Consider the following 22,236-nt stretch of genomic DNA (forward strand, 5'->3'; position numbering starts at 1 on the left):
AAATCAGTAGCGTTTGGCGGCACGTTATCAGCATGACTCGCAAATCAGCGTATCGTATTCTCGCGGTGAGCTCACCGCACACAGGAGAGCAAGCATGGCAACAGCATTAATTACCGGCGCATCAAATGGCATTGGCCTAGCACTAGCACATCGTCTCAGCGCCGATGGCAACGATGTCATTTTGGTCGCGCGCAGTGTCGATAAACTACAAGCCTTGGCCGACGAATTAAGCGCGCGTCACGGTATTAATGCGCAGGTCATTGGTCAAGATTTGGGCTATGAAGGCGCGGCCGAAGAGCTGATGGCCGCGCTCGGCGATCAGCGCGTAGACATGCTTATTAATAACGCCGGTTTTGGTGAGTTTGGTACGTTTATTGATGCCGATATGAAGCGCTTGAATCAAATGGTACAGCTCAATGTCGCGGCATTAACCGCGTTGGCGCACGCCATGGGGCGTCGCATGGTGGCACAGGGCGGTGGTCAAATTTTGAACGTGGCGTCGATTGCCGGCTTTATGCCAGGGCCTGGGGCGGCGGTGTATTACGCGTCAAAAGCCTATGTGCTGAGCTTTTCCGATGCGCTCAATTACGAGCTTAAGGGCCACAATGTGCACGTCACCACACTTTGCCCGGGCCCAACCGACACGGGTTTTGCCTCTGCGGCCAATGCCGAAGCTTCGGCGGCGTTTAAATGGCCCATGCTGTCATCACTCGACAGCTTGGTCGATTACGCCTATGACTCGTTAAAGGCAAAGCGCGGCGTGTCGATTCATCGGTGGCTGATCAAAGTCATGGCATTTGCCGTGCGTATCTCGCCGCGATTCATTGTCAATGCGATCTCCGCCCACAGCATCGGCTTTAAGCGCTAAACTGGCACTTTGCAGTCTTGGAGAGCGCCATGTGGTCATCGTCGCAGCTTATTGCCAGTCGAGTCGCGCAACTTGTTGAAAAGCCTTGGCTCAATGGCTTATTGGCGGTGTTGGCGAGGGCATTAATCGCGTTCATTTTCATCATGGCCGGTTACAGCAAAATCGATGGTTTTGCTGGCACCGAAAGCTATATGGCTGCCATGGGCGTTAATCCTGCGCTGCTGCCGGCGGTGATTGCCTTGGAGCTTGGTGGTGGCTTAGCGCTTTTGTTTGGCTGGCAAACGCGTTTTGTCGCTGCCGCATTGGCGTGCTTTTGTGTCGCCTCTGGGCTTATGTTTCATGGCGCGGCAGATCAAATAAACCAAATCATGTTGATGAAGAACTTCGCCATGGCCGGTGGTTTATTGGCCCTGGTTCGCACAGGGGCTGGTGCTCCTGCCATCGATCAACGATAGCGCTACGAGGTCTGCAAGAATGGAATCTAATAATACGCCGCGTTTGCGTCGGCCATCTCAGCTGCGCACTCAGGAGCGCGTCGCGCGTGCCATTAGTGCCGCGGAGATACTGCTGATTGAGCGAGGTCCGGAAGAGGTATCGATCCCCGATATTGCCGAGGCATCGGGTGTGCCGCGCGCCAGCCTGTATCAGTTCTTTGCCAATAAATACCAACTTTTTGCGGCCATAGCTGAGCAGCATCTAAGTCAGGTTTGCGAGACTGTGCGGCAGGCTGCCCCGGCGTTTGTGGGTATGCATTGGCGTGATGTGGCACCTGTTTTGGTGCGTGCTGCATCAAGCTATTACAACCAACACCCGGTAGCTGGCATCCTTATTTTAGGCTGGCCGGTCAGTCGTGAGTCGTATCTTGCGCAAGAGGTGACGATTGAAAATATCGGCTATGAAGTCAGGCAAATTTTCAAAACCCTACAACCAGCAATTACTATTCCCGAAGACCCAGACACTGCGACCATGTTGGTCGAGATTGCCTTTGGCATGATGAGGTTTGGTTATTACCGCGATGGCGAAATTAGCGAGGCCATCATGGAGCAGGCGGCGCATGCTTGTGTGGGGTATCTGAAGGAGATTCTGGCGCCAGACCAGATTGCCAACTGAGCGCCAACGCGCGCTTGGCATCGGGCGATAACTGCTTGATGCGATGCTCGAGGCGCAAAGCCTCGCCACGCGAAGCGCAGGTAGTGGTACCCAGCAGGGCTATTGGGGTGTGTGCGCGCGTAAACTTTGCGCCAGTACCACGCTCATGCTGTGCCACACGGCGAGCCACATCCGTGCTTACGCCGGTATAAATACGCTGACCATGACAAAGCAGTAAGTACACCGACCAAACGGCCATCAGGGTGCGTTTTGTTGCATCAATGCTGTGATCGAGTCGATGCGCTCATGGGTGATATACACATAAGCCTCGCTGGCGTTATAGCTTGCCAATGAGCCTTCGGCGAAGGCCAGGCGAGCAGCGGCTGTACGCTCCTTGCGCAGCTGAAGCCAAGCTTGCTGTTCTTGCAAAATAGTGGCGCTTTGCTGAGCGTCTACGGTGGCCAAATAATCGATAAAGACCAAATACAGCTTGGTGTCATAGAGCGCGGCCAAGTTTACCATCGAATAGTTTAGCTCTTGCTGGGTTTGCTCTTGACTGAGCCAACGTTCGAGCTGATCGATGGTTTGGTCAATATCCGGGCGCCAGTCACTCAGCAAACCTTTGGTTGATTGCGTATCGTCAGGCTCGGTGCCGGCTTGTTCAGCCAAGGTCTCGTGCTGCTGCTCTACGGCGGGCTCCGGTGTGAGCGCATGACCAGTGCTGCCGGCTTGAAACAGAGACATGACGGCGGCAAACGCGAGCATTGGGGCAAGCAGGGCGGTGAGCCAAGGCATAGTGCATCCTGGGGCATGGCGTGAACTTTACGGATGCGCGTAAGATAGCTGAAACCCAAATGACGTGCGAGGTGTGTTGTGAAACCATCGGAACTGTTTTCGTTAACCGGACAAACCGCATTAATCACAGGCGGCTCCCGTGGCTTAGGCTTGCAAATGGCGGAGGCGCTGGGTGAGGCCGGTGCAACGGTGCTGATTACCGCGCGCAAAGCCGATGAACTTGCCAGCGCCAAGGCGCATCTGAGTGCACGCGGCATCACCGTGCATACGGTCGCTGCCGATGCCAGTAACCCCGAGCACATCACACACCTAGTGGCAGAAGCACAACGCCTGATGGGCGGTGTCGATATTTTGGTCAATAACGCCGGTGCAAGCTGGGGCGCGCCGGCTGAGACGCATCCCTTGGAGGCCTGGGATAAAGTCATGAATCTCAATGTGCGCGGCTATTTTTTGCTGGCGCAGGCCGTTGCAACCAGCTCGATGATCGCGCGCAAGCATGGCCGAATTATCAATTTAGCCTCGATCGCGGGGCTCGGCGGCAACCCGCCGTGGATGCAGACCATCGCCTATAACGCCAGCAAAGGCGCGGTGGTGAACTTCACGCGGGCGTTGGCCTGTGAGTGGGGGCATCACGGCATCACCGTCAATGCCATCGCGCCGGGGTTTTTCCCGAGCAAAATGTCGCAGGTGCTGATGGATACCGTTGGTGTTGAGAGCATCGCGAAAACCACACCGTTGCAGCGCGTTGGTGGTGATGACGACCTGAAGGGTGCGACTTTGCTATTTGCCAGTGCTGCCGGGCGGCATATTACCGGGCAGATTTTGCCGGTCGATGGTGGCGTTAGCGCGCTGATTGGCGGCTGAACATGAGCCATCACATCGACGGCTTCATCACCGAGCGTCACCATTTCCAAGGCATTTCACGCGAGGTCTTTTGCCGAGGCGAGGGTCCTGCTGTGGTGGTGCTGAGCGAGATTCCGGGCATCACGCCCGAGGTGGCCGGCTTTGCTTTGAAAGTTGCCGATGCCGGTTTTCGTGTCTATATGCCGCAGCTTTTTGGCGAGCCCATGAAGCCGCTATCGCCGCCTTATGTGGCGCAGTCATTGGCAAAAATTTGCATCAGTCGTGAGTTTCGCGTGCTCTCGGGCAATGCCTCAAGCCCAGTAGTGGACTGGCTGCGCGCCATAGCGCGACATGCTCATGAGCAGTGCGGCGGGCCGGGCGTGGGTGTCGTGGGCATGTGCCTGACGGGTAATTTTGGCTTGGCCATGATGCTCAATGCGCCGGTCATCGCGCCGGTTTTGTCGCAGCCGTCATTGCCCATGGGCTTGTCGCGCACTAAGCGTGCGGGCCTGCACGCTTCTGCTGAGGAGATCGCCGCGGCGCATGACAAAATCGATCATCACGGCGCGCGCATTTTAGGCCTGCGCTTCAAGCAAGACTTTCTTTGTCGAGCCGAGCGTTTTGAGCGACTGCGCGATGAGTTTGGCCCCGCCTTTGAGTGTCGCGAGATCGACGCCTGCCATGCCAATCCGCGCGCCGGCACGCCAGCGCATAGTGTGCTGACCACGCACCTCATCGATGAAGTCGGCGAACCCACGCGCGCCGCGCTTGACCGCACCTTGGCGTTTCTGGCCGAGCAGTTGCGTCCGCGCTGAGCCATGCATTGGCCTTGGCAACGTCGTGCACGGCAATTAGCGGCCAGTCAGCGCTTGGCGAATGCTGTGGTGCAAGAGCCAGCAGCCACAGAGGGGCATGAAGCGCGTATGAGCGTGCCACGTGTGGTATGCATCTGGCCCGATGTGCTGGCGCTAGACCCAACGCAGCGCTACGCCTGGTGCCGTTGTGGTTTATCAGCCAATGGTCTGTGGTGTGACGGTAGCCATCGAGCCGTTGAGTCGAGTCCGGGGCCGCTGATCTTCAGTCCAAAACGCGCCCAGCATTATTGGCTCTGCACCTGCAAGCAAACCCGCACACCGCCGTATTGCGATGCTAGTCATCATCGCTTGCGACCACCGAGCCGTTAGCTGCTGCGTCGTGTGAGTCGCCACACGGACTCCTCTAGGCTTTTTAGCCCGCGCGCCTGCATGCCCGGATGGCCAGCAATAACATCCTCGCTGCTGAGCCGCTCAACATGCCAATGCGCCTGAAAAAGCGCCTGCACATCGGCTGGTGTGGTTGAAAACGGTGGGCCAGACATGGCCGCTGTGTCATAGGCAAAGGTGATGAGCAGGCCGCTTGCCGTTGGCGACAGCAGGCGTTCGAGTTGCGCCACATAGTCTTGGCGCATGGCTGGTGGCAGCGCCACTAATGCGGCGCGATCGTAAAAGCCGCTGCAGGCAATCTGTTCGGCGGCGAGCGTGAAAAAATCGCCTTGCCACAATCGCAGCTGATCGCCGTCGTGGCGAATATGCTCATCGCAGGTCGTTGCTGTTAATGCCAGCGCGTTTTCCGCTGCAAAGGCCTCAATAGCTAGCGCCGAGAGCTCGCTGCCAACCACTTGAGTGCCCTGCTCAATGAGCCACAGCATATCGAGCGACTTGCCACACAGCGGCACAAAAACGCGTTCGCGCGCAGACTCGGGCAGCTGCTTAAAATGCGCGGCGAGCTGCGGATGTACTTGGCTTCGGTGAAAACCAATTTCCTGCTTTTGCCAGCGCTCATGCCAAAATTCTGTGTGCATTTTATTCTCCTTAATGCCGCGTTTAAGTCAGGCCAATGCGTTGGCGCAAAGTCAATGCGCCGCGTAGCTCGCCGATTTTATAGCCGGCCGCACGATCATTTGGGTCGGCATCGATGGCGTGCGCGTTTGCTGTGAAGGCAAGGGCAAACAGTAGGCTATAGCGTGGCATGCGACATCTCTAATTCATTTTATAAAAATACATACTATAATGATCATTGCCGTTTCGCCAGTAGGCAGTCGCCATCTCGCGTAAAGCAGGTATTTATTACTCTGGAGTCACAATGAGCTATCGCAAACGATTATTCCTTATTGGCTGGATGCTCAGCCTAGTTTCAACCACCGCTTTGGCAACGGCCTTGCCGGCAAATTACAAAAACCTCCATGCGCAACTTGCGGTATCGGGCTATGTGCAATCGCCGGCGCAGCTGGGCGCGCTGCAGGCTGATGGTGTGCAGGTGATCATTAGCCTCTTGCCCGATGGTGAACAGGTCGATTTCGATGAGTCGGCTGCAGTTCAGCAAGTGGGCATAGCCTATGTGTCGATTCCCATCGCTACTGCCGCGGATTTAACTGAGGCGAATGTGCTTGCGCTAGATCAGGCCTTAACCGCGCATGCGGGGGAAAAAGTCTTGGTTCATTGCGCCAGTGGTAACCGCGTGGGTGCGCTGCTCGCGCTGCGCGCCAATTGGTTGCAAGGCATGCCAGAGGATGCCGCACTGGCCTTGGGCCAAGACGCGGGCATGACGCGCTTGGTCGAGCCCGTGCGTGCTTTATTGCGCTAGGGCAATGTGCGCAAAAATTGGCCTGGTGTTTGGTTTGTCCAGCGCTTAAACGCGCGCACAAAATTGGCCTGATCGCTGTAGCCTAACGCCAGTGCAATGCTAGCCAGTGATTCACGCCGACTCTGTAAAAGCGCTTTGGCTTGGTGCTGACGAAGCTCATCAAGCAGCATCTTAAATTGCAGGCCGTGCTGCGCTAAGCGCCGATGTAGCGTTCGCGGTGTCATGTGCAGTGACTGTGCGACTTGTGCTTGCGCATCGGCGGATGCGATGTGTTGGCTGATCGCGCTCAATACAGTCTTGATGAAGACGGGTTGAGGCTGAAAGGAGGCATATTGCTGGTTATGCGCGAGTTCATCGCGACAACGCGCTTCGGCCAATGCCGCTAACTGGGGGTCAGATTTCGGTAGTGGTGTATCAAGCCAGCTTATTGGAACGCTTATCTCAGTAACCGGGCAATTAAAGCGAACATTGCTACCAAACAGGTGTTTCAACACATGGTGATGTGCCTGCTCCGCAAGGGCTAAGTCGAGGGTCACTTGATTGGGGCCAATAGGGCCTAACAATGTGTTGCCAATACTATAAAAGCAGCCAAGTAGCGCCTCAATCACATGCGCATACCAGTGTTCGAGTGCGCCATGATCTTCAAGGCGAATAATGGCGCAGTCTGCATCCTGATGCGTACTAAAACGAATGATTTGCGAGCGTGTTTGCGCAAAGTCATGCGCCAGCTGCAGTGCATCACCTAAAGTCTGGCTCGACTGCAAGGCATAGCCCAAGAAGCCATGATGACTCAGTTGTAGGCTCAAACCGTATTCAAAAGACAACGTCGGTGAAGGATCTTCGGTGTGCAAGTTGTGAAGCAGCTCAAACAGCGCCACGAGCGTGATGGGCTGATCTGGTGCTTGCCGCAGGTCCACTTCGCGCAAACCCGTATTGGCAAGCAATGCCTGAGCGCACACCCCGCGTGGCGCCATAAAGTCGATAACGCTAACGACGTAATGAGCAATCACTGCATTGCTAATAAAAGGCGAATGACTCGGCATATCTGTCTGCTAATGACAAAAACTTGTCCGAACATACGCTAGTGGGTATCAGTAATTCAAGTCACAGTTTGTGTTGTCACATTAAGTGACGACGAAGATTCGGCGCGCATCTAGCGAGCCGTTGAGTCGTGGGCAAACCCAGTGAGTGGTGCTATGGCACAGATTTTATCGAAACAAGCAAATGCGGTGGTCACCGGTGCAGGGAGCGGTATTGGCCGTGCGTTTGCGTTGGCTATTGCCGCGAAAAAAGGCTGTGTGGTGTGTGCGGATATTGATTTAGCTAGCGCGCAGGCGACTGCCGATCACATCAGTGCGCAGGGCGGTCGCGCGCTAGCGGTCTACTGTGATGTCAGCCAGCTCGTCGATGTGGAGTTGCTCGCTGAGCAGGCCGAGACCTTTTTTGATGGCCCGACAAGCCTCGTTATAAACAACGCTGGCGTTGGGGTGGGTGGTCAGCCCATCGGTGAAGTGAGCATGGCCGATTGGCACTGGGCGCTGGGCATTAACCTCTGGGGTGTGGTGCATGGCTGTCATGTCTTTGCGCCCCGGCTGCGAGCGGCAGGTCACGGCGGCATCATCAATGTCTGCTCCACGGCAAGCTTCGCCGCGGCTCCCAAAATGGGCCCCTATAACGTCAGCAAAGCCGCGGCGCTGGCGCTCACCGAAACCCTGAGCGCCGAAATGGCCAGCACCGGCGTGCATGTCACCGCGCTTTGCCCGACGTGGGTGAAAACCAATATTGCCGCACAAGGCCGCATCAGTGGGCCATCGGCGGCTATGGCACAACGGCTGATGGCACGCATCGGCTTCACGCCTGAGCGCGTGGTCAACGACACATTAAAAGCCCTCGATCGCAATCAGCTTTATGTCTTACCGCAGCTCGATGCGCGCTTAATTTGGCGCAGTAAACGCTTCACGCCCGCCCTGTATACCGCAGGCGCTGGCCTACTCAACCGCCTTGCCGGCAATCATCTCTAAGGAGAAAAATCATGGCCGCTATTAACCTTGAAACCATGTTGGCAAAAATCAAATCCAGTCAGTGGGCCTTGGCCGACATCGACTGGGATGCCCCCGGTGCTGAGCTCATTACCGAGGAGCAATGGCCAAAGCTTAAGGAGTTTATGGCCGATCTGATGTGGATTGAGCATGTGGGCGCGCGCGGCTTCGCTGCCATGGCGAAGAAAGCGCCCAACGACACCTTGAAAGAAATCTACACCTATTTCCATGCCGAAGAGCAGCGCCACGCCAACGCCGAAATGGCCTTGATGAAACGCTGGGGCATGCTCGATGGTGAAGAGATTCCCGAGCCCAACATCAATTTGCGTTTGGTCATTGAATGGCTGGATCGCTATGCCGATGACATGCCACTAGAGACGCTAGGCTCGGTCATTCCTATGTTGGAAATCGCCCTCGATGGCGCGCTCTGCAAGTTCCTGCTCGACACCGTCGATGACCCGATCTGTCACCAAGCTTTTGCGCATATCAACGAAGACGAGTCACGGCATTTGGGCGTTGGTTTTCATGTGCTGGAGCTGCAAGGCCACGGCAAGGTCTATCGCAATACCTTGAAAATGATCGCCACCATGAGCGACCCACGCTTGCTACTCGGCATCTTGTCGTATGTGCCACTGCTCAATCGTATGCGTGACAATATTGTTGAGTTAGGTCTGAAAGAAGAGAGTCTGTATGCGGCCATCAAGAAGTTCAAAAAGATTGGTGGACGCACACAGCAAGGCCGTAATAACCCGTGGTTTCAGGTCATTAGCCGTCATGGTGAATGGGTAACTAATCGTAATAATCGCCTCTACCATGTGCCCGTCGATGCCTTGGTAAAAGCCACCAACTACATCCCCAAGCGCGTGTTACCAGCGATTCCTAGCTGGGTGAAAGAACTCACGTGGAGGCCGGCGGCATGATAGACGTCTTAATTATTGGCTCGGGTTTTGGTGGTCTAGGCGCGGCGATTCGTTTAAAAGCGGCGGGTATTGATGACATTGTCATCCTAGAGCGTTTTGGCAAAGTCGGTGGGACTTGGCGTGATAACACCTATCCGGGGGCGGCCTGCGATATTCCGTCGAACCTGTATTCCTACTCGTTTGCGCCGAACCCGAACTGGTCACGTGCGTATTCAGGTAGTCAGGAAATTCTCGGCTATGTGCATCACCTGGTTGAGCGTTATGCCCTAGCGCCATTGATTCGCTTCAATCACACCGTGGTAGATGCACGCTTTGACGAGCCAGCGGCACAGTGGGTGGTGACTACCGCTGAGGGCGCAGTATTCCACGCTCGACATGTCATTATGGCCTCAGGTGGTTTAGCCAACCCAAGCTTTCCAGCTATTAATGGCTTAGATAGCTTTACTGGCCACAAAATTCACAGTGCGCGCTGGGATCATGATTATGATTTCACGGGTAAGCGTGTGGCGGTGGTCGGCACAGGTGCGAGCGCCGTGCAGCTGATCCCTGAATTGGTGAAAGTCGCCGATAAAGTCACGGTATTTCAGCGCACGCCGGGTTGGGTGTTGCCGCGCATGGATTATCGCGCGCCGGGTTGGAATAAACGCTTGTTTAAACTGCTGCCGCCGGTGCAAAACGCGCTACGCCGCGCGCTGTATTGGGGCCATGAGTCCATGGCCTTTAGCTTTATTTGGAACACACCGATGACGCGGCTGGTGGAGCGCCTGAGCACAGCGTTTCTGCATCAACAGGTTAAAGATAAATGGCTACGTCGCCAGCTCACCCCAGACTTCACCATTGGCTGTAAGCGCGTGCTGATGACCAGCACGTATTATCCGGCGCTGCAGCAGCCTAATTGCAAACTCATCACCTGGCCGATTGCGACGGTTGCGCCGCAAGGCATTCGCACGGCAGAAGGTATTGAGCATCAGGTCGACTGCATTGTTTTCGCCACGGGGTTTGAAGTGAGTAAAGCCGGCACGCCGTTTAAGATCACCGGCATCGGTGGGCGCGTATTGGCCGAGGAGTGGGCGCGCGGCGCGCAGGCCTATAAGAGTGTCAATATCTCGGGTTATCCGAACTTATCGATGATTTTGGGGCCGAACTCGGGCCCGGGTCATAACTCCGCGTTGGTCTATATGGAGTCGCAAATCGGCTACATCGTCAATACCATCGCCACGGCGCGGCGTGAGGGCTGGCGCAGCGTGGATGTGAAGCCGGAGGTGCAAGCGGCTTATAACGTGAGCATTCAAAGGCGCTTGGCGAAAACCAATTGGAATTCGGGCTGTAAAAGTTGGTATCTAACAGATGCCGGATTTAATGCCACTATGTATCCCGGTTTTGCGACACAATACGCGCGACAAATGGCCGACTTTAAGGCCGCTCATTATCGCGTCGAGTCGCTCAGCTAGTGGCACTGGCGTGTCGGTTGCTTGGGGAGTGTATGGATGACAGACAAAGACGAGATTGGCCAAGTCAGCGTGAAGGTGCTGTTGTCTGGCCTGATGGACTTTCGCTTTCATCAGTACCTCACCATGCAGCTACTGCCGGTGTTTTATGCGTTACTGTTGCTGGCGGCGCTGCTAGTCTTTGCGGCGCTCAATGCGCTGGCGTTTTGGCTGTCGCCGATTGCGGGCATGGTCATGTTGGTGATTACTCCGCTAGCGCTGATTATTGTCTTTGCGGTGATTCGTGCGGCGCTGGAGTTTTTGGTGATGGCCTATCGCATCATGCAAACCGTGCATAGCATGGATCGCATCCCCTCGCAGGTCGATAATCTCAATAGCAAAGTTGATGGTATCAGCGATGATGTCGATACCTTTAAAAGCCAGATTGCGCATATTCAAAACAAAGTTGATGGTGTCACCGATACCATTAGTTTTTTGAATGTGCTCTCTGCACCGGGGCGCTTGAGTAAAAAAATCTTCAAATAACCCAGGGCTGTTATCTGTGATAAAACAGCACACCCTGTGACTCTCATCACACTGAGTAATTTATGAACCTAACGCGTTTTTTGGCCGCTGCCGCACTGGTCATCTCTTCCACGGCACAGGCACTGCCGGAGCCCACCGCTGAGCAAGCGCAAGCGCTCAAATCCATGAAAGACCGCGTGGTGACCATCTGTATTTTTGACCCTGTCGGCGCCAATGGCCCGGCCGTGGGTTATGCCAAAGACTATATGTTGGAGGCGAAAAAGTGGGGCATTAATGCCGATATCAAAGCGTATACCGACGAGCGTGTGGCGGCTGAGGACTTAAAAGCCGGGCAGTGCGATGCTGCCGCCGTGACTACGTTGCGCGCTAAGCAATTCAATAAATTTGTTGGCAGTCTCGATGCTGTTGGCGCCATCCCCAACGATAACGCCATGCGCAAAGCCTTGGCAACGCTGACCTCGCCAACCTTGGCGCCGCTGATGAAGCAAGGCCAGTTTGAGGTGGTGGGCGTGATCCCGCTTGGCGCGGCTTATGTCATGGTGCGCGATCGAGCCATTAATTCGATTGAGAAAGCCGCCGGTAAGCGTGTGGCGGTCATGGAGTGGGATAAGTCGCAGGCGAAAATGGTGCAGCGCATGGGCGCGCAGCCGGTGGCCTCCGATATCATCAATTTCGTGGCCAAGTTCAATAACGGCCAAGTCGATATCATTGCCGCGCCCGCCGTGGCTTATAAACCGCTAGAGATTTATCGCGGCTTAGGCGAGAAGGGTGCGATTTATCGCTTCCCATTGGTCATGTTGAGTGCGGCGCTGATCATTCGCCACGATCGCTTTCCGCCCGATGTTGGCCAAAAGTTGCGCGAGTTTGTCTACACGCAAATCGACAAGGCTTTTTCCTATGTGGAGCGCGAAGAGAAGGGCATTCCCGAGAAATATTGGCTGGATTTGCCGGCCAACGAAAAGGCTGATTATGTCGAGCTGATGCGCCAAGCGCGCATCCAAATGACCCAAGAAGGCGACTATGATCCACGCATGATGAAGCTACTCAAACGCGTGCGTTGCAGTCAAGGCGAGGCCGCTGAGTGTGTATTAAAAGATGAGTAAAGACGCGAAAAAACACCAGCCACAGGATGCTGTGGTGGAGCATCTGGAGCGCGAGTTTATTGATGTTATTGGTGAGCAATACATTGCGCTCGCCAAGGTGCCAGATGCCCAAGCAGTGCGCGCGTGGCGGCCCCAGCACAGCATGGCGCTGCTCAATCGCCTGCATGCGCCATTGACCGGCCTCATGCGCCGACAAGCACGCATCGATGGTCATCGCATGGTCTGGCTCGAAGGCGGGCGTCGCGGTGCCGAGCCCGTGGTCTTGCTCCACGGCTTTGGGGCCTCAAAAGAGAATTGGCTGCCGCTGCTGCCGTTTATTTCGCGGCGCTACCATGTCTTTGTGATCGATTTGCCGGGCTGGGGCGAAAGCAGCTTTTTCCCCGATGCCTCATACGGGGTGGACGCGCAAGTCGCGCGCTTGGCGCAATGGTTTGAGCGCCGCAAGCTCGGCGCGGCGCATTTGGTGGGCAGTTCCATGGGCGGGCTATTTGCCGGCGTATTGGCCGCACGCCACCCGGATCTCACGCGTAGCGTGACGCTGATGAACGCCGCCGGTGTGGCGGGCAGCGAGACCACGGAGTTTGAGCGCGGTTTAGCCGAGGGCAAAAATGGCCTCATTGCGCACAATATGTGGGGTGCTTATCGGCTCTTACGGACTGTCATGGCCAATCGCTTACTGGCCTTGGCGGTACTGCCCAGCGCCTGCTGGGATTTAGTCACGCGTCGGCACGTCAATGAGCATTTGTTTCGTGAGCTGATCGGCAAGCCGCCGGCCGCGGACTTGGCCAGCTTTGTCGATATTGAACGGCCCGCGTTTATAGTGTGGGGTGTCGATGACGCCGTGATTCACGTGTCGGCGGCGGCCACTTTTCAGCAGCTGATTCCGCAGGCGCAGCAGAAGTTGCTTAATGGCATTGGGCATTTGCCCATGGTGGAAGCGCCGCGTGTGACGGCGCGTTTGTTGCGACGCTTTTGGCGTGCCGCGGCGCCAGCCTAAGCCAAGCCATTTGATTCAGCGGGTCCTAAGTAAGTCAGCACTAATAATAAAAAGAGAGACTGTATGGGCAGCAACACATTGCAAGATGAAATACGCCAAGTCGGGCGCTGGCTAGCTGCCTGCGCACTGATGGCCTGCAGCGCTTCGCTTGCCGCGGCGCCGGCCAAGCTCGCGCCGCTCAGCCCGCCCGTGGTGCTGAAAGTCTGCTTGTTTGACCCCAGCGGTGCCAATGGCCCGTTGGCGCAAACCGGCAAAGACCTAGCGGTGGATGCGTTGGCGTTTGGCCTTAAGCTCGACCTGAAAACCTATCAAGATGAGCGTGTGGCCAGCGATGACTTTAAAGCCGGTCGCTGCGATGTGGTGGGCATGAGCACCTTGCGGGCGCGCCAATACAATCGCATCGTTGGCAGCATCGACTCGCCGGGCAATGTGCGCAGCTACGCGCAAATGAAAACGCTGATTCGCGCGCTCGCGCATCCGGACTTCATGCCCATGTCTATTACTGGGCGCTACCAAGTCATTGGCGTGTTGCCGATTGGCGCACTCTACGTGATGACCCGCGATAAGCGCATCAACTCCATCGAGAAAGCTGCCGGCAAGCGCGTGGCTGTACTCGATTGGGATCCGTCACAGGCGAAAATGATCTCAGCCATTGGCGCGCAACCGGTGGCCTCCGACATCACCACCTTTGCTGGCAAATTTAATAATGGCCAAGTTGATATCATCGCCGCGCCGGCCATGGCTTTCTACCCGCTTGAGCTCTACCGTGGCATTGGCACCGAGGGCGGCATCATCCGCTTTCCGCTGCTGCAAGCCACCGGCACCATTCTCATGCGTCGCGACTTGGTACTGCCAAAGATTCCAGACCTTGATGCGCGCATGCTGCAGCTGCGCGATTACGGCCTGCGCTTCATTGATACCTTCGTGGAGCGCCTGAAAAAAGCCGATGCCAATCTGCCTGAAAATCTCTGGATTAACCTCTCCGAAGAAGAAAAAGCTCGCTACTCGCGCATGCTCCGTGAAGCGCGCTTGAAAATGACCGCCGATGGTGTTTACGACACCAGCATGATGCATCTCCTGCGCAAAGTGCGCTGCAAACACGAGCCCGACAATGAAGAATGCAGCCTGTTTGATGAATAAGTCCTTCAGAAAGTTTCTGCCGGCTTTAAGCCTTGCTGGCCTCATAGCGACTCTGCCGCTTGCGGCGTATGCCCTCGATGCGGCCGATGTAAAAGCCAAGCTGCCTGCCAAGAGTATGCTGGGTTTGCCCACGCCATTGCCCAAGCCCGTGGAGCTGAGCTTCTGCTTATTTGACCCCTTTGGCACCGGTGGCAAAGTCGTTGCCATTGCGCGCGAGCTCGCCACGTATGCGAAAGCCTTTAATCTGATCGCCGATATACGCCCCTACACCGATGAGCGCGTGGCCGCCGAAGATTTCAAGGCCGGTCGCTGTGATGTGGTGGCGATTTCGACGCTGCGTGCCAAGCAGTTTAATAATGTCTTAGGCAGCATCGATGCGCCTGGTAATTTGCGCAATTACGCCGAGATGAAAACTCTGCTCACGCAATTAGCCAAGCCGGTGGTGGCCTCTCTTGCCATCAATGGCCGCTACCAAGTCGCCGCTATCGTGCCGATTGGCGCGGTCTATGTGTACGTCAACGACCGCAACATCAACTCGCTGAGCAAGGCCGCTGGCAAGCGCATCGTGGTGCTCGATTGGGAGCCGAATATGGCGAAGATGGTCTCAGGTCTTGGCGCCCAGCCAGTGCTCGCCGACTTCACCACCTATGCGGGCAAATTCAACAATGGCCAGGCCGATATCATCATGGCGCCAGCCTTGGCGTATCAGCCCATGGAGCTCGCCAAAGGCATGGGCGAGAAGGGCGGCGTGATTCATTACCCCTTGCTGCAAGCCACGGCGGCTGTGCTGGTGCGCCGCGACTTGGTGCTGCCGCGCATCCCCGATTTGGATGCGCGCCTGACTGAGCTACGCAAGTTCGGCCTGAGCTATCTCGACACGTTGTTTGAGCTGCTGACCGACGCTGAGAAAGATATTCCTGCCTCGCGCTGGGTTGAGTTACCGGCGGCGGAACGTGCGCGCTATGACGAAATGCTTGCAGAGGCGCGCATCTACCTGATGCGCCAAGGCGTCTACGATCCGGTCATGCTGAGCTTAATGAAGCGCGCGCGCTGCACACATCAGCCCAGTGCTTCGGAGTGCAGTAAGTTCGACGAATAATCAGGGCGTATCTTCGCGATCGGCCGTCACGCCATCGAGCCAGCGCTTAACTTGCGCCGGGCTGGGTGAGGGGTCTTGGCGTTGCGGCGTGGTTTGCAGCATCAGTTTAAATTGGCGCAATGCAAGGCGGCATCGACCACAGAGCATGAGGTGCAAAAATCGCGCTAGGGCCTGACGCAACGTGAGCCGTTGTGGTGGCATCAGCGCGTGTTGGCAAACATCGCGGCAGGTCATCATAAGGCAGCACTCATCAGCAGTTGGTGGCTAGGTCTACTGCATAGATGCAGCAGTGGCAGGTTTTATTACAAAGCGGTCTAGCAATCGCCGGTGCGCTGAAAATGATCGAGCATTTTAAATAGGCTTAGCCGCGCCCGATACAGCAGCACGCGGTAATGATTTGGCGTGATGCCGAGCAGCTCGCAAATCGACTCGACATTGACCGATTGGAAGTCGGTGAGCTGTAGTGTCACGCGCTGGCCATCGGGTAGACCTGCCATGTGATGCTCAATGCATTCATTCATGGCGCGTGCTTCGAGGAGTTTTTCCGGGCTGTCATCGGTCCAGGCTTTGATGGGTATTTGCCAATGACCATCGCTGGCGAACAGATCCGTGTGGTTGTCGTGATCATCGAGCGAGAGGTGCTGTTTGTGCTTACGCAGTTGGTTGTAGGCGCAATTCATGGTTATGCGGAGCAGCCAGGTTTTCAGACTCGCGCGCGCTTCAAAGCCGCCAATGGCTCGGTGCACAGAAATCCACGCCTCTTGCACGGCATCATCGGCGTGATTAGCCGTGATGGCGCGCGCCGTGGCGAGCATGGCGCCGCCATACTGTTGCATGGCTAGTTGCAAACCACGGTTGCGTTGCGCAGGCCTAGTGGCTTGCATCAAAGAGACTAATTCAGCGTCATTCAACTGCCGGCACCTAAAATTGCATGCGTCATACTAGCAGCGCCAAGCACCAGCGTGTGGGAATTAAGCCGAGCGAGCGCGGTTGCTGTTTTTATCGGCAAATAGCCGCGCAATGGCTTGACCAGTCTGCTTGTCCTCTCTATTATTCGCCCTCGTTACGACGATCCCCGATAGCTCAGTTGGTAGAGCAAAGGACTGTTAATCCTTGGGTCACTGGTTCGAGTCCAGTTCGGGGAGCCATATATTTCAACAACTTAGCCTCATTCATCGAATGGGGCTTTTTTGTTTCTGAAAATCTGTACTCACTTTTCATCGACACAAATCAATGTACGCTCTCTATTGCCTTGTGTTGATCGCTTTAGATCGAGTTGCATCGTTCAGGCTTTCATTTCCCTATCAACGATATCTTTTACTTGTTTTAGCTGCTTGTTGAGCTGTTCGCTAGCTCGCTGAGGATCTTTGACGGAGTTGCTTGAACTGGGATCCCTATGTCCTCGTAGACATGTAGCGCTGTCCATTGCAATTTGCCCTGATTTTGATATTCTTTATTCGCGATTTGCGAATAAAGAATAAAATCTATGAGCCTAAAACCACAAGATGTTGTCGTTGCCTTGGGCGCATTGCTTAAGCCTCCAGTCGACTTCACTTATCAAGACCGTTCCATCCAATTAGGTATGAGCGTCTCCGAAGTGCATGCGGCAGATAAGCGCCTTCATAACGCAGGTCTAATGGCAGAGGGGCGTTCAGTAGCGGCAGCATTAGAAGAGTTTCTTGTTCACGGACTGCGCTACGTCTTTGTGCCGAAGTTAGGAGGACTAGTCAGAGGCGTTCCGACTGCACATGCTGGACCTGGCTTATCTGCTCTAATCCAAAGCGATGAATTACCGCCAGTTTGGCCTGATCCAGAAGGTGAGGTAAGAGGCCTATCATTTTCACCTTTGTATAGCTCTGCTCCAGGAGCGGCGCGTCGAGATCTAAAACTACATGAGTTACTTTCACTAGCAGATGCCTTGCGAGGTGGTAGAGCTCGGGAGCGTAAGTTGGCAGCAGAGCTCATTCATCAGCGTTTAAGCGAAGCTACCTATGCGCTTTGATCCGAATCGAGAAATGATGCGCCAAGTTGCGCTACAGCTTGACGACTTAACCGATCAGCTTGTGTTTGTCGGCGGCGTTACTGCAGGGCTGCTAATAACAGATCCAGCCGCTCCTAGTGTGCGGCCTACAAAGGATGTCGATGTCATCACAATTATTGAGTCACACACGGACTACTATCGATTAAGTGAAGCTTTGCGGCAGCGTGGTTTTAAGGAAGATCAATCAGAAGGCGCACCTCTGTGTCGTTGGATTTCTGGTGGATGGATTCTTGATGTTATGCCGGTTGATAGCAGCATCCTAGGCTTCAGCAACAAGTGGTATGAGCTGGCAGCAGAAACGGCCATGAGCATTGCATTAGATGATGAGATAACTATTCGCGTCATCAGCGGCCCATGCTTTATTGCCACTAAGCTTGAAGCATTTTATGGGCGCGGCAATGGCGACTTTCTAGCAAGTCATGATCTCGAAGATATCGTTGGTGTGATTGAAGGACGGCCAGAGTTAGTCGCTGAGTGCTTTCATGCACCAGCTAATTTGCGTGCCTATTTTCAAAAGCAGCTAACGACGTTGCTAAGTAACCGTGATTTTAGCCAAGCGTTGCCAGGGCATGTTTTAGAAGCCGGACGGTTGCCAATTGTGCGCCGGCGATTGATGGCTATAGCTGCTGGTAGTGCGCTAGCAGACTTTTAAGAACTCGTAACTTTCCAAACCATCCCTGAGCTAAATATCGTCATTCGGTCACTGATTCGAGTCCAGCTCGGGGAGCCATATATTTCAACAACTTAGCCTCATTCATCGAATGGGGCTTTTTTGTTTCTGCATTCATGTAGGGGCTATGGCCTCAGCGAGGATGTCAGGATGGCCATTCGCCGGCTCAGGAGCATCCTAAAAGCTTAATTTCGCTGCCTAGACCGCCGATAATTCACCACCGCAACCGCCAAGAAAAAGACCATAAACAGGCCGTCATTGATGCCATAGGAAGACATAAACAGGCCGCCGAGCACGTCATTCTCGACGATGGCCTCGAGTGTCTCGGGTGTGGTGTTCGAACGCCACAGAAGCCAGGCCACGGTATAGGCCAGTTTTTCAATAGCGAACACCAGTGGAATGGCCACAGACTGGCTGGCGAAGGGGGCTGCGGCAAGGTAGGCGAGTCCCCAGACCATAATCATGAGCAGGCCAAAAAATGAAAAGACGGCTGGGTCGGCGCTGCTGAGGGTCGGGCTTTGCAAGCCTTGGGTAACGACTAAAATGCCAACGATGTTGACCAGCCCGGCGAGCATAAAGCCGCGTGCCGGCCAGTTGGATGCAATGGTGGATGTCATGTCGTCATGCCCTCGATGGCTTAATTAAAAATTTTTCGCCCGTGGCTTGTTTGGCATAGCGAGCCATATTGTCCAAATGCAGCGCCTCTGCGAGCGTCACCTCATGCGTGTAGTGACTAGCAAAGGTGGTGTTGATTTCTGCGGCAATGCGCTGACGCATGGCATGGGTGGTTTGCGCGCCTAGCTTGCCGAGCGCGTTGAACAGCAGAAAGCCATTCACGCCCCATGCAAAGCCGAAGCTGCGATTGAGCGTAATAGCACCACGATCGAGTGCGCCGTAAATATACACCTGCTTGTAGGTATCGGAGCCATAGACGCTGTATTCGGTCATGTTACGCGAGGCGGCGGCTTCCATGCAGGTCAGGATGTCGCTGGCCATTTTGCCGCCACCAATGGCATCGAAGGCGATAGTGGCGCCGGTGGCCACCAGTGCGGCGGTGAGGTCTGCGTGGAAGCTCTCCACGCTCGAGTTGACGATGTATTTGGCACCCATGTCACGCAGCAGCGTTTCTTGTGCGGGCTTGCGGACAATATTGACCAAATCGATGCCGTCGGCGATGCAGATGCGATTGAGCATTTGCCCGAGATTCGATGCGGCGGCGGTATGCACGAGAGCTTGATGGCCCTCGGCGCGCATGGTCTCAACCATGGCCAATGCCGTGAGTGGGTTGACAAAGCTGGAGGCAGCCGCGGTCGCGGTCGTGCCTGACGGCATCTCCAAGCAGCTACGCACATCGGCGCATAAATAGCGGCGATAGGTTCCGCCCCCAATGACCGCCACGGTTTTGCCCATCAAGCTTTTTGCCGCGGCCGATGCGCCGGTAGCAATCACTGTGCCGGCGCCTTCATTGCCCACGGGTAAGGATTTTCCCACGCGGGCCTTCAGCGCGCTGATGAATTTGGCCGGCACATCAGCGGTGATGACGGGCCGATCTGCGCTGCCCGATTGCCGCGCGGTACTCATGTCGGCCAAGCCAAACAGCACGCCTAAATCAGATGGGTTGATGGGGCAGGCCTGCATGTCGATGACCACCTGTGTGTCGCCAGGTTCAGGCATCGCGATGTCGCGAATAGCCAGCTCCAATGTGTTGTTGGCGGTGATTGTGGAGGTGAGCTGTAGGTTGGTCATTATTCTTCTCTCTTGGGAAACATAGGTAGGCTTTCACATCATTTAAATGGGTTAGCAACCTTACCTATGCGGTATCTCGCCCATTCGGGCAGGGGCCGCATCATGGCCACGGAAAATTTGTTGAAGCGGCCGGGAACGCAGACTGGCTTGCCATGCATGACCGCGTCGAGGGCTTCTTTAACGACGTCATCGGGCTGTTGCCACATGATGGCTGGTAGTTTGTTGGCGGTGTGGCGCGTGCCCATGACATCGTGAAATTCGCTTTTGGTGAAGCCAGGGCAGAGCGCTGTCACGTGGATGCCATGTGGTTTCAGCTCCATGTCGAGCGATTCGGACAGAATCAGCACATACGTCTTGATTGCCGAGTACAACAGACTTTCGCCTGGCGGTGCGAAGGCAGCGAGGGATGATACGTTGATGATGCGCCCCCATTGGCGCTCGATCATTGCCGGTGCCACTAAGTGCGCGAGCTCAGTCACTGCGGTGATCATGACCTGAATTTCGCCGGCCAACTCTGACCACGGCGTATCGACAAACTTTTTATGCCCTGATAGTCCGGCGTTATTGATCAGCAGGTCGATGCACAGGCCTTGCTCGGCGGCATAAGCCATAATGTCGCGCGGTGCTGACGCGTCAGTTAAGTCGGCGGCAAAGACTTTGCACTCGATGCCGTGCGCATCAATCAGCTCTTGAGCAAGCGCTTTGAGGCGATCCACGCGTCGAGCAACAAGCAGCAACGTGAAGCCCTGCGCGGCGAGCTGCCGAGCAAAGCTGGCGCCAATGCCAGCTGAGGCGCCGGTGATCAATGCGGTACGTGTTGCAGCTGTCATGCGGATGGCCTCTATTGTTTTTGTGGTGAGATCGGAACATTCGAGTTAATGCTGCCGATTACTATCATGCCTAAACGCGTTATTTCTGCAAAACATGCATGGCGAGTGCCAGTAATAAGCAGCCCAGCGCGACATAATCAGCGATGACCACGCGCTGCACCTCAGTATTCACGCCACCCTCACGCCATGCGATCAGTAAAAATGCCAGCACACTGATGAAGCCTAGCCCTATGCCCACGCCATGAAACGCCGGCTGCCAAGCGGCCGCGAGTAAGCTGGCGCCCAGCAGGCCAAACAGCACGGCGCGATGGCGCATCAAAATCGCGACATTAGGGTCGCTCACGGCAATACCGTAGGCACGACCGATCTGAGTGCTGCTGATCACGCCTGCCAGTGGCAACAGATGAATAATGGCCACGAGGGTTAGTAGAACGGAAATGGCGAGCTTCATGTGCGCTGTTCCAGTTAAGGTCGTGAAGTGAAAAAGCTCAATGAATCACGGCGCTTATTTCAGGCGCTGATAGTTCATTGGCACCCAGCGAAAGCCTTTCGCGTCGGTGTTGATGTAGCCCACCGAGGGAAATTGCAAATGCGTCGCGGCCACGAGCTGGCCCTTGCTTGCTGCGCTTTTGAATAGGCTTATGCGTTGCGCTTTCGCGGCGTTGGCATCGCTATCGAAGCCGATGGTGACCTCGGGGTGGTCAAACTGCACAGCCGCCACGTGGATGATATCGCCCAAGACCAGCAGGCTGGCGTCGCCACTGCGCACTTCATAGCTCATGTGGCCGGGCGTATGGCCGTGGCTGGGCTGAGCCACAACACCGGCCGCCAGGCTAGTTTTGTCGCTAATGGTTTTAAAGTGATTAGCCGCTTGATAGGGCTTCAGTGAGGCCATCGCGCCTTGGAAAAAACCTTTTTTATCATCGGGCGCTTTGGCCAGTTCGGCGTCATTGAGCCAGTACGCCGCATCGGCGGCATCGGCATAAACGGTGGCATTGGGGTAGACCATCTGGCCATCGCGGGTGAGGCCACCGACATGGTCTGGGTGCATGTGGCTGATGTAGATTTCATCGACTTGCTCGGGTGTGTAGCCGGCGAGCGCGAGGTTTTTCGCGACATTGCCCAGCGTTGGACCAAACAGGCTGCCAGCACCGGCGTCGATGAGCACGAGCTTGCCATCGGCATTCACTAGGTAGGCATTGACCGAGGTTTCCAGCGGCGCGCGTTGATGGCGCTGCGCGAGTGCGGCGAGCGTCTTTTCTGGCGGCTGTTGCAGCAGTTTGTCGACCGGCAAGTCCACGGTGCCATCATTTAATACGGTGATTTCACTGCTGCCGAGCATGAAGCGATAAAAGCCGGGCGCTTGCGATTTAACGGCTTCAGCCGCGGCGAATGCACTGGTGCTGAAGGCGAGTGTGAGCGCGAGTAGCGTGAATTTCATGAGCGGTATCCTTAGTCGTT

At 55.5% G+C, this 22,236-nt stretch carries 29 protein-coding genes and 1 tRNA gene; 18 read left to right on the forward strand and 12 right to left on the reverse strand.

What is annotated here, in order from left to right:
* The first annotated feature begins 94 nt into the window (after positions 1–94).
* Genes DFR26_RS07690 through DFR26_RS07700 form a run of 3 tightly spaced genes read left to right on the forward strand, consistent with a single transcriptional unit; the run spans position 95 to position 1,978 of the window.
* On the forward strand, positions 95–868 hold the full coding sequence (locus tag DFR26_RS07690; protein ID WP_116208381.1) for an SDR family NAD(P)-dependent oxidoreductase: 774 nt from the start codon (positions 95–97) through the stop codon (positions 866–868).
* Between the two features lie 29 nt (positions 869–897).
* Entirely contained in the window at positions 898–1,323 is a 426-nt protein-coding gene (locus tag DFR26_RS07695; protein WP_116208382.1) for a DoxX family protein, read from the forward strand.
* A 19-nt stretch (positions 1,324–1,342) separates the two neighbouring features.
* Positions 1,343–1,978 (forward strand): TetR/AcrR family transcriptional regulator, encoded by a 636-nt coding sequence (locus DFR26_RS07700; RefSeq protein ID WP_220375738.1) that lies wholly within the window; start codon positions 1,343–1,345, stop codon positions 1,976–1,978.
* Here DFR26_RS07700 and DFR26_RS11350 read toward each other — a convergent pair.
* Together DFR26_RS11350 and DFR26_RS07710 are read right to left on the reverse strand one after the other, a co-directional pair.
* Complete coding sequence (locus tag DFR26_RS11350; RefSeq protein ID WP_116208383.1) at positions 1,905–2,216, reverse strand: GIY-YIG nuclease family protein; 312 nt, start codon at positions 2,214–2,216, stop codon at positions 1,905–1,907. The two genes, DFR26_RS07700 and DFR26_RS11350, sit on opposite strands and share 74 nt — an antisense overlap.
* On the reverse strand, positions 2,216–2,752 hold the full coding sequence (locus tag DFR26_RS07710; RefSeq protein ID WP_116208384.1) for a lysozyme inhibitor LprI family protein: 537 nt from the start codon (positions 2,750–2,752) through the stop codon (positions 2,216–2,218). Before DFR26_RS07710 ends, DFR26_RS11350 begins: the two co-directional genes overlap by 1 nt.
* 78 nt (positions 2,753–2,830) lie before the next feature.
* Between DFR26_RS07710 and DFR26_RS07715 the strand changes: the two genes are divergently transcribed.
* The 3 genes from DFR26_RS07715 to DFR26_RS07725 are packed head-to-tail and all read left to right on the forward strand — an operon-like array spanning position 2,831 to position 4,779.
* Complete coding sequence (locus tag DFR26_RS07715) at positions 2,831–3,616, forward strand: SDR family oxidoreductase (RefSeq protein ID WP_116208385.1); 786 nt, start codon at positions 2,831–2,833, stop codon at positions 3,614–3,616.
* 2 nt (positions 3,617–3,618) lie between these two features.
* On the forward strand, positions 3,619–4,410 hold the full coding sequence (locus DFR26_RS07720; protein ID WP_116208386.1) for a dienelactone hydrolase family protein: 792 nt from the start codon (positions 3,619–3,621) through the stop codon (positions 4,408–4,410).
* Between the two features lie 3 nt (positions 4,411–4,413).
* Positions 4,414–4,779, forward strand: a complete 366-nt coding sequence (locus DFR26_RS07725; RefSeq protein WP_116208387.1) for a CDGSH iron-sulfur domain-containing protein — start codon at positions 4,414–4,416, stop codon at positions 4,777–4,779.
* Here DFR26_RS07725 and DFR26_RS07730 read toward each other — a convergent pair.
* Together DFR26_RS07730 and DFR26_RS11095 are read right to left on the reverse strand one after the other, a co-directional pair.
* Positions 4,776–5,435 (reverse strand): thiopurine S-methyltransferase, encoded by a 660-nt coding sequence (locus tag DFR26_RS07730; RefSeq protein ID WP_116208388.1) that lies wholly within the window; start codon positions 5,433–5,435, stop codon positions 4,776–4,778. The genes DFR26_RS07725 and DFR26_RS07730 overlap by 4 nt on opposite strands.
* 22 nt (positions 5,436–5,457) lie before the next feature.
* A complete protein-coding gene (locus DFR26_RS11095) occupies positions 5,458–5,604 on the reverse strand; it encodes a hypothetical protein (RefSeq protein WP_181899021.1) in 147 nt (48 codons plus the stop codon).
* Between the two features lie 112 nt (positions 5,605–5,716).
* Between DFR26_RS11095 and DFR26_RS07735 the strand changes: the two genes are divergently transcribed.
* Positions 5,717–6,217: a protein tyrosine phosphatase family protein gene (locus tag DFR26_RS07735; protein WP_116208389.1), complete on the forward strand. Its 501-nt coding sequence runs from the start codon at positions 5,717–5,719 to the stop codon at positions 6,215–6,217.
* On the opposite strand, the gene DFR26_RS07740 is transcribed toward DFR26_RS07735, so the two are convergent.
* A complete protein-coding gene (locus tag DFR26_RS07740; RefSeq protein WP_116208390.1) occupies positions 6,214–7,260 on the reverse strand; it encodes an AraC family transcriptional regulator in 1,047 nt (348 codons plus the stop codon). The genes DFR26_RS07735 and DFR26_RS07740 overlap by 4 nt on opposite strands.
* A gap of 153 nt (positions 7,261–7,413) precedes the next feature.
* Between DFR26_RS07740 and DFR26_RS07745 the strand changes: the two genes are divergently transcribed.
* The 8 genes from DFR26_RS07745 (at position 7,414) to DFR26_RS07780 (ending at position 15,488) form a co-directional block, all read left to right on the forward strand.
* Entirely contained in the window at positions 7,414–8,238 is an 825-nt protein-coding gene (locus DFR26_RS07745; RefSeq protein ID WP_116208391.1) for an SDR family NAD(P)-dependent oxidoreductase, read from the forward strand.
* 11 nt (positions 8,239–8,249) lie between these two features.
* On the forward strand, positions 8,250–9,176 hold the full coding sequence (locus tag DFR26_RS07750; RefSeq protein ID WP_116208392.1) for a ferritin family protein: 927 nt from the start codon (positions 8,250–8,252) through the stop codon (positions 9,174–9,176).
* Positions 9,173–10,627, forward strand: coding sequence for a flavin-containing monooxygenase (locus DFR26_RS07755; RefSeq protein ID WP_116208579.1), 1,455 nt, complete (start codon positions 9,173–9,175; stop codon positions 10,625–10,627). Before DFR26_RS07750 ends, DFR26_RS07755 begins: the two co-directional genes overlap by 4 nt.
* Before the next feature lie 36 nt (positions 10,628–10,663).
* Complete coding sequence (locus DFR26_RS07760) at positions 10,664–11,149, forward strand: DUF4282 domain-containing protein (RefSeq protein ID WP_116208393.1); 486 nt, start codon at positions 10,664–10,666, stop codon at positions 11,147–11,149.
* 62 nt (positions 11,150–11,211) lie between these two features.
* Positions 11,212–12,252, forward strand: a complete 1,041-nt coding sequence (locus tag DFR26_RS07765) for a putative solute-binding protein (protein ID WP_181899022.1) — start codon at positions 11,212–11,214, stop codon at positions 12,250–12,252.
* Entirely contained in the window at positions 12,245–13,249 is a 1,005-nt protein-coding gene (locus tag DFR26_RS07770; protein ID WP_116208394.1) for an alpha/beta fold hydrolase, read from the forward strand. The genes DFR26_RS07765 and DFR26_RS07770 overlap by 8 nt, the downstream gene beginning before the upstream one ends.
* A 63-nt stretch (positions 13,250–13,312) precedes the next feature.
* On the forward strand, positions 13,313–14,389 hold the full coding sequence (locus DFR26_RS07775; RefSeq protein WP_116208395.1) for a putative solute-binding protein: 1,077 nt from the start codon (positions 13,313–13,315) through the stop codon (positions 14,387–14,389).
* Positions 14,361–15,488 carry a putative solute-binding protein gene (locus tag DFR26_RS07780; protein ID WP_147300281.1) on the forward strand — a complete coding sequence of 376 codons (1,128 nt, stop codon included), beginning with the start codon at positions 14,361–14,363 and terminating at the stop codon, positions 15,486–15,488. Before DFR26_RS07775 ends, DFR26_RS07780 begins: the two co-directional genes overlap by 29 nt.
* Here the strand turns inward: DFR26_RS07780 and DFR26_RS07785 are convergent, their stop codons facing one another.
* Both DFR26_RS07785 and DFR26_RS07790 read right to left on the reverse strand, forming a co-directional pair.
* The gene (locus DFR26_RS07785) at positions 15,489–15,725 is read right to left on the reverse strand and encodes a hypothetical protein (protein WP_116208397.1); all 237 of its coding nucleotides are present in this window, start codon (positions 15,723–15,725) and stop codon (positions 15,489–15,491) included. It abuts the gene before it with no gap.
* Positions 15,726–15,802: 77 nt separating this feature from the next.
* Positions 15,803–16,324 (reverse strand): RNA polymerase sigma factor, encoded by a 522-nt coding sequence (locus DFR26_RS07790; protein ID WP_181899023.1) that lies wholly within the window; start codon positions 16,322–16,324, stop codon positions 15,803–15,805.
* A 236-nt stretch (positions 16,325–16,560) separates the two neighbouring features.
* On the opposite strand from DFR26_RS07790, the gene DFR26_RS07795 reads away from it, so the two are divergent.
* From DFR26_RS07795 to DFR26_RS07805, 3 genes are all read left to right on the forward strand, one after another.
* Positions 16,561–16,636: transfer RNA gene (locus tag DFR26_RS07795), tRNA-Asn, on the forward strand.
* 338 nt (positions 16,637–16,974) lie between these two features.
* The gene (locus DFR26_RS07800; protein WP_116208399.1) at positions 16,975–17,490 is read left to right on the forward strand and encodes a hypothetical protein; all 516 of its coding nucleotides are present in this window, start codon (positions 16,975–16,977) and stop codon (positions 17,488–17,490) included.
* The gene (locus tag DFR26_RS07805) at positions 17,480–18,181 is read left to right on the forward strand and encodes a nucleotidyl transferase AbiEii/AbiGii toxin family protein (protein WP_116208400.1); all 702 of its coding nucleotides are present in this window, start codon (positions 17,480–17,482) and stop codon (positions 18,179–18,181) included. Before DFR26_RS07800 ends, DFR26_RS07805 begins: the two co-directional genes overlap by 11 nt.
* 203 nt (positions 18,182–18,384) lie before the next feature.
* Here the strand turns inward: DFR26_RS07805 and DFR26_RS07810 are convergent, their stop codons facing one another.
* From DFR26_RS07810 to DFR26_RS07830, 5 genes are all read right to left on the reverse strand, one after another.
* A complete protein-coding gene (locus DFR26_RS07810) occupies positions 18,385–18,816 on the reverse strand; it encodes a hypothetical protein (RefSeq protein ID WP_116208401.1) in 432 nt (143 codons plus the stop codon).
* 4 nt (positions 18,817–18,820) lie between these two features.
* A complete protein-coding gene (locus DFR26_RS07815) occupies positions 18,821–19,945 on the reverse strand; it encodes a zinc-binding dehydrogenase (RefSeq protein WP_116208402.1) in 1,125 nt (374 codons plus the stop codon).
* Positions 19,946–19,983: 38 nt separating this feature from the next.
* Positions 19,984–20,775, reverse strand: a complete 792-nt coding sequence (locus DFR26_RS07820; protein ID WP_116208403.1) for an SDR family NAD(P)-dependent oxidoreductase — start codon at positions 20,773–20,775, stop codon at positions 19,984–19,986.
* A gap of 79 nt (positions 20,776–20,854) precedes the next feature.
* Complete coding sequence (locus DFR26_RS07825; protein ID WP_116208404.1) at positions 20,855–21,226, reverse strand: phosphopantetheine adenylyltransferase; 372 nt, start codon at positions 21,224–21,226, stop codon at positions 20,855–20,857.
* A 54-nt stretch (positions 21,227–21,280) separates the two neighbouring features.
* Positions 21,281–22,216: an MBL fold metallo-hydrolase gene (locus DFR26_RS07830; protein ID WP_116208405.1), complete on the reverse strand. Its 936-nt coding sequence runs from the start codon at positions 22,214–22,216 to the stop codon at positions 21,281–21,283.
* Between the last annotated feature and the right edge of the window lie 20 nt (positions 22,217–22,236).

Source organism: Paraperlucidibaca baekdonensis, from assembly GCF_003387535.1.
Taxonomy (GTDB): Bacteria; Pseudomonadota; Gammaproteobacteria; order Pseudomonadales; family Moraxellaceae; genus Perlucidibaca; species Perlucidibaca baekdonensis.

What these genes read in the sequence shown, in the direction of transcription:
- DFR26_RS07775 (WP_116208395.1), top strand. Translation starts at nt 13,313, where the DNA reads ATGGGCAGCAACACATTGCAAGATGAAATACGCCAAGTCGGGCGCTGG.
- DFR26_RS11095 (WP_181899021.1), bottom strand. Translation starts at nt 5,604, where the DNA reads ATGCCACGCTATAGCCTACTGTTTGCCCTTGCCTTCACAGCAAACGCG.
- DFR26_RS07790 (WP_181899023.1), bottom strand. Translation starts at nt 16,324, where the DNA reads ATGCAACAGTATGGCGGCGCCATGCTCGCCACGGCGCGCGCCATCACG.
- DFR26_RS07760 (WP_116208393.1), top strand. Translation starts at nt 10,664, where the DNA reads ATGACAGACAAAGACGAGATTGGCCAAGTCAGCGTGAAGGTGCTGTTG.
- DFR26_RS07690 (WP_116208381.1), top strand. Translation starts at nt 95, where the DNA reads ATGGCAACAGCATTAATTACCGGCGCATCAAATGGCATTGGCCTAGCA.
- DFR26_RS07695 (WP_116208382.1), top strand. Translation starts at nt 898, where the DNA reads ATGTGGTCATCGTCGCAGCTTATTGCCAGTCGAGTCGCGCAACTTGTT.
- DFR26_RS07710 (WP_116208384.1), bottom strand. Translation starts at nt 2,752, where the DNA reads ATGCCTTGGCTCACCGCCCTGCTTGCCCCAATGCTCGCGTTTGCCGCC.
- DFR26_RS07810 (WP_116208401.1), bottom strand. Translation starts at nt 18,816, where the DNA reads ATGACATCCACCATTGCATCCAACTGGCCGGCACGCGGCTTTATGCTC.
- DFR26_RS07825 (WP_116208404.1), bottom strand. Translation starts at nt 21,226, where the DNA reads ATGAAGCTCGCCATTTCCGTTCTACTAACCCTCGTGGCCATTATTCAT.
- DFR26_RS07725 (WP_116208387.1), top strand. Translation starts at nt 4,414, where the DNA reads ATGCATTGGCCTTGGCAACGTCGTGCACGGCAATTAGCGGCCAGTCAG.
- DFR26_RS07700 (WP_220375738.1), top strand. Translation starts at nt 1,343, where the DNA reads ATGGAATCTAATAATACGCCGCGTTTGCGTCGGCCATCTCAGCTGCGC.
- DFR26_RS07815 (WP_116208402.1), bottom strand. Translation starts at nt 19,945, where the DNA reads ATGACCAACCTACAGCTCACCTCCACAATCACCGCCAACAACACATTG.
- DFR26_RS11350 (WP_116208383.1), bottom strand. Translation starts at nt 2,216, where the DNA reads ATGGCCGTTTGGTCGGTGTACTTACTGCTTTGTCATGGTCAGCGTATT.
- DFR26_RS07735 (WP_116208389.1), top strand. Translation starts at nt 5,717, where the DNA reads ATGAGCTATCGCAAACGATTATTCCTTATTGGCTGGATGCTCAGCCTA.
- DFR26_RS07765 (WP_181899022.1), top strand. Translation starts at nt 11,212, where the DNA reads ATGAACCTAACGCGTTTTTTGGCCGCTGCCGCACTGGTCATCTCTTCC.
- DFR26_RS07720 (WP_116208386.1), top strand. Translation starts at nt 3,619, where the DNA reads ATGAGCCATCACATCGACGGCTTCATCACCGAGCGTCACCATTTCCAA.
- DFR26_RS07805 (WP_116208400.1), top strand. Translation starts at nt 17,480, where the DNA reads ATGCGCTTTGATCCGAATCGAGAAATGATGCGCCAAGTTGCGCTACAG.
- DFR26_RS07800 (WP_116208399.1), top strand. Translation starts at nt 16,975, where the DNA reads ATGAGCCTAAAACCACAAGATGTTGTCGTTGCCTTGGGCGCATTGCTT.
- DFR26_RS07820 (WP_116208403.1), bottom strand. Translation starts at nt 20,775, where the DNA reads ATGACAGCTGCAACACGTACCGCATTGATCACCGGCGCCTCAGCTGGC.
- DFR26_RS07740 (WP_116208390.1), bottom strand. Translation starts at nt 7,260, where the DNA reads ATGCCGAGTCATTCGCCTTTTATTAGCAATGCAGTGATTGCTCATTAC.
- DFR26_RS07745 (WP_116208391.1), top strand. Translation starts at nt 7,414, where the DNA reads ATGGCACAGATTTTATCGAAACAAGCAAATGCGGTGGTCACCGGTGCA.
- DFR26_RS07755 (WP_116208579.1), top strand. Translation starts at nt 9,173, where the DNA reads ATGATAGACGTCTTAATTATTGGCTCGGGTTTTGGTGGTCTAGGCGCG.
- DFR26_RS07830 (WP_116208405.1), bottom strand. Translation starts at nt 22,216, where the DNA reads ATGAAATTCACGCTACTCGCGCTCACACTCGCCTTCAGCACCAGTGCA.
- DFR26_RS07780 (WP_147300281.1), top strand. Translation starts at nt 14,361, where the DNA reads ATGAAGAATGCAGCCTGTTTGATGAATAAGTCCTTCAGAAAGTTTCTG.
- DFR26_RS07730 (WP_116208388.1), bottom strand. Translation starts at nt 5,435, where the DNA reads ATGCACACAGAATTTTGGCATGAGCGCTGGCAAAAGCAGGAAATTGGT.
- DFR26_RS07770 (WP_116208394.1), top strand. Translation starts at nt 12,245, where the DNA reads ATGAGTAAAGACGCGAAAAAACACCAGCCACAGGATGCTGTGGTGGAG.
- DFR26_RS07750 (WP_116208392.1), top strand. Translation starts at nt 8,250, where the DNA reads ATGGCCGCTATTAACCTTGAAACCATGTTGGCAAAAATCAAATCCAGT.
- DFR26_RS07785 (WP_116208397.1), bottom strand. Translation starts at nt 15,725, where the DNA reads ATGATGACCTGCCGCGATGTTTGCCAACACGCGCTGATGCCACCACAA.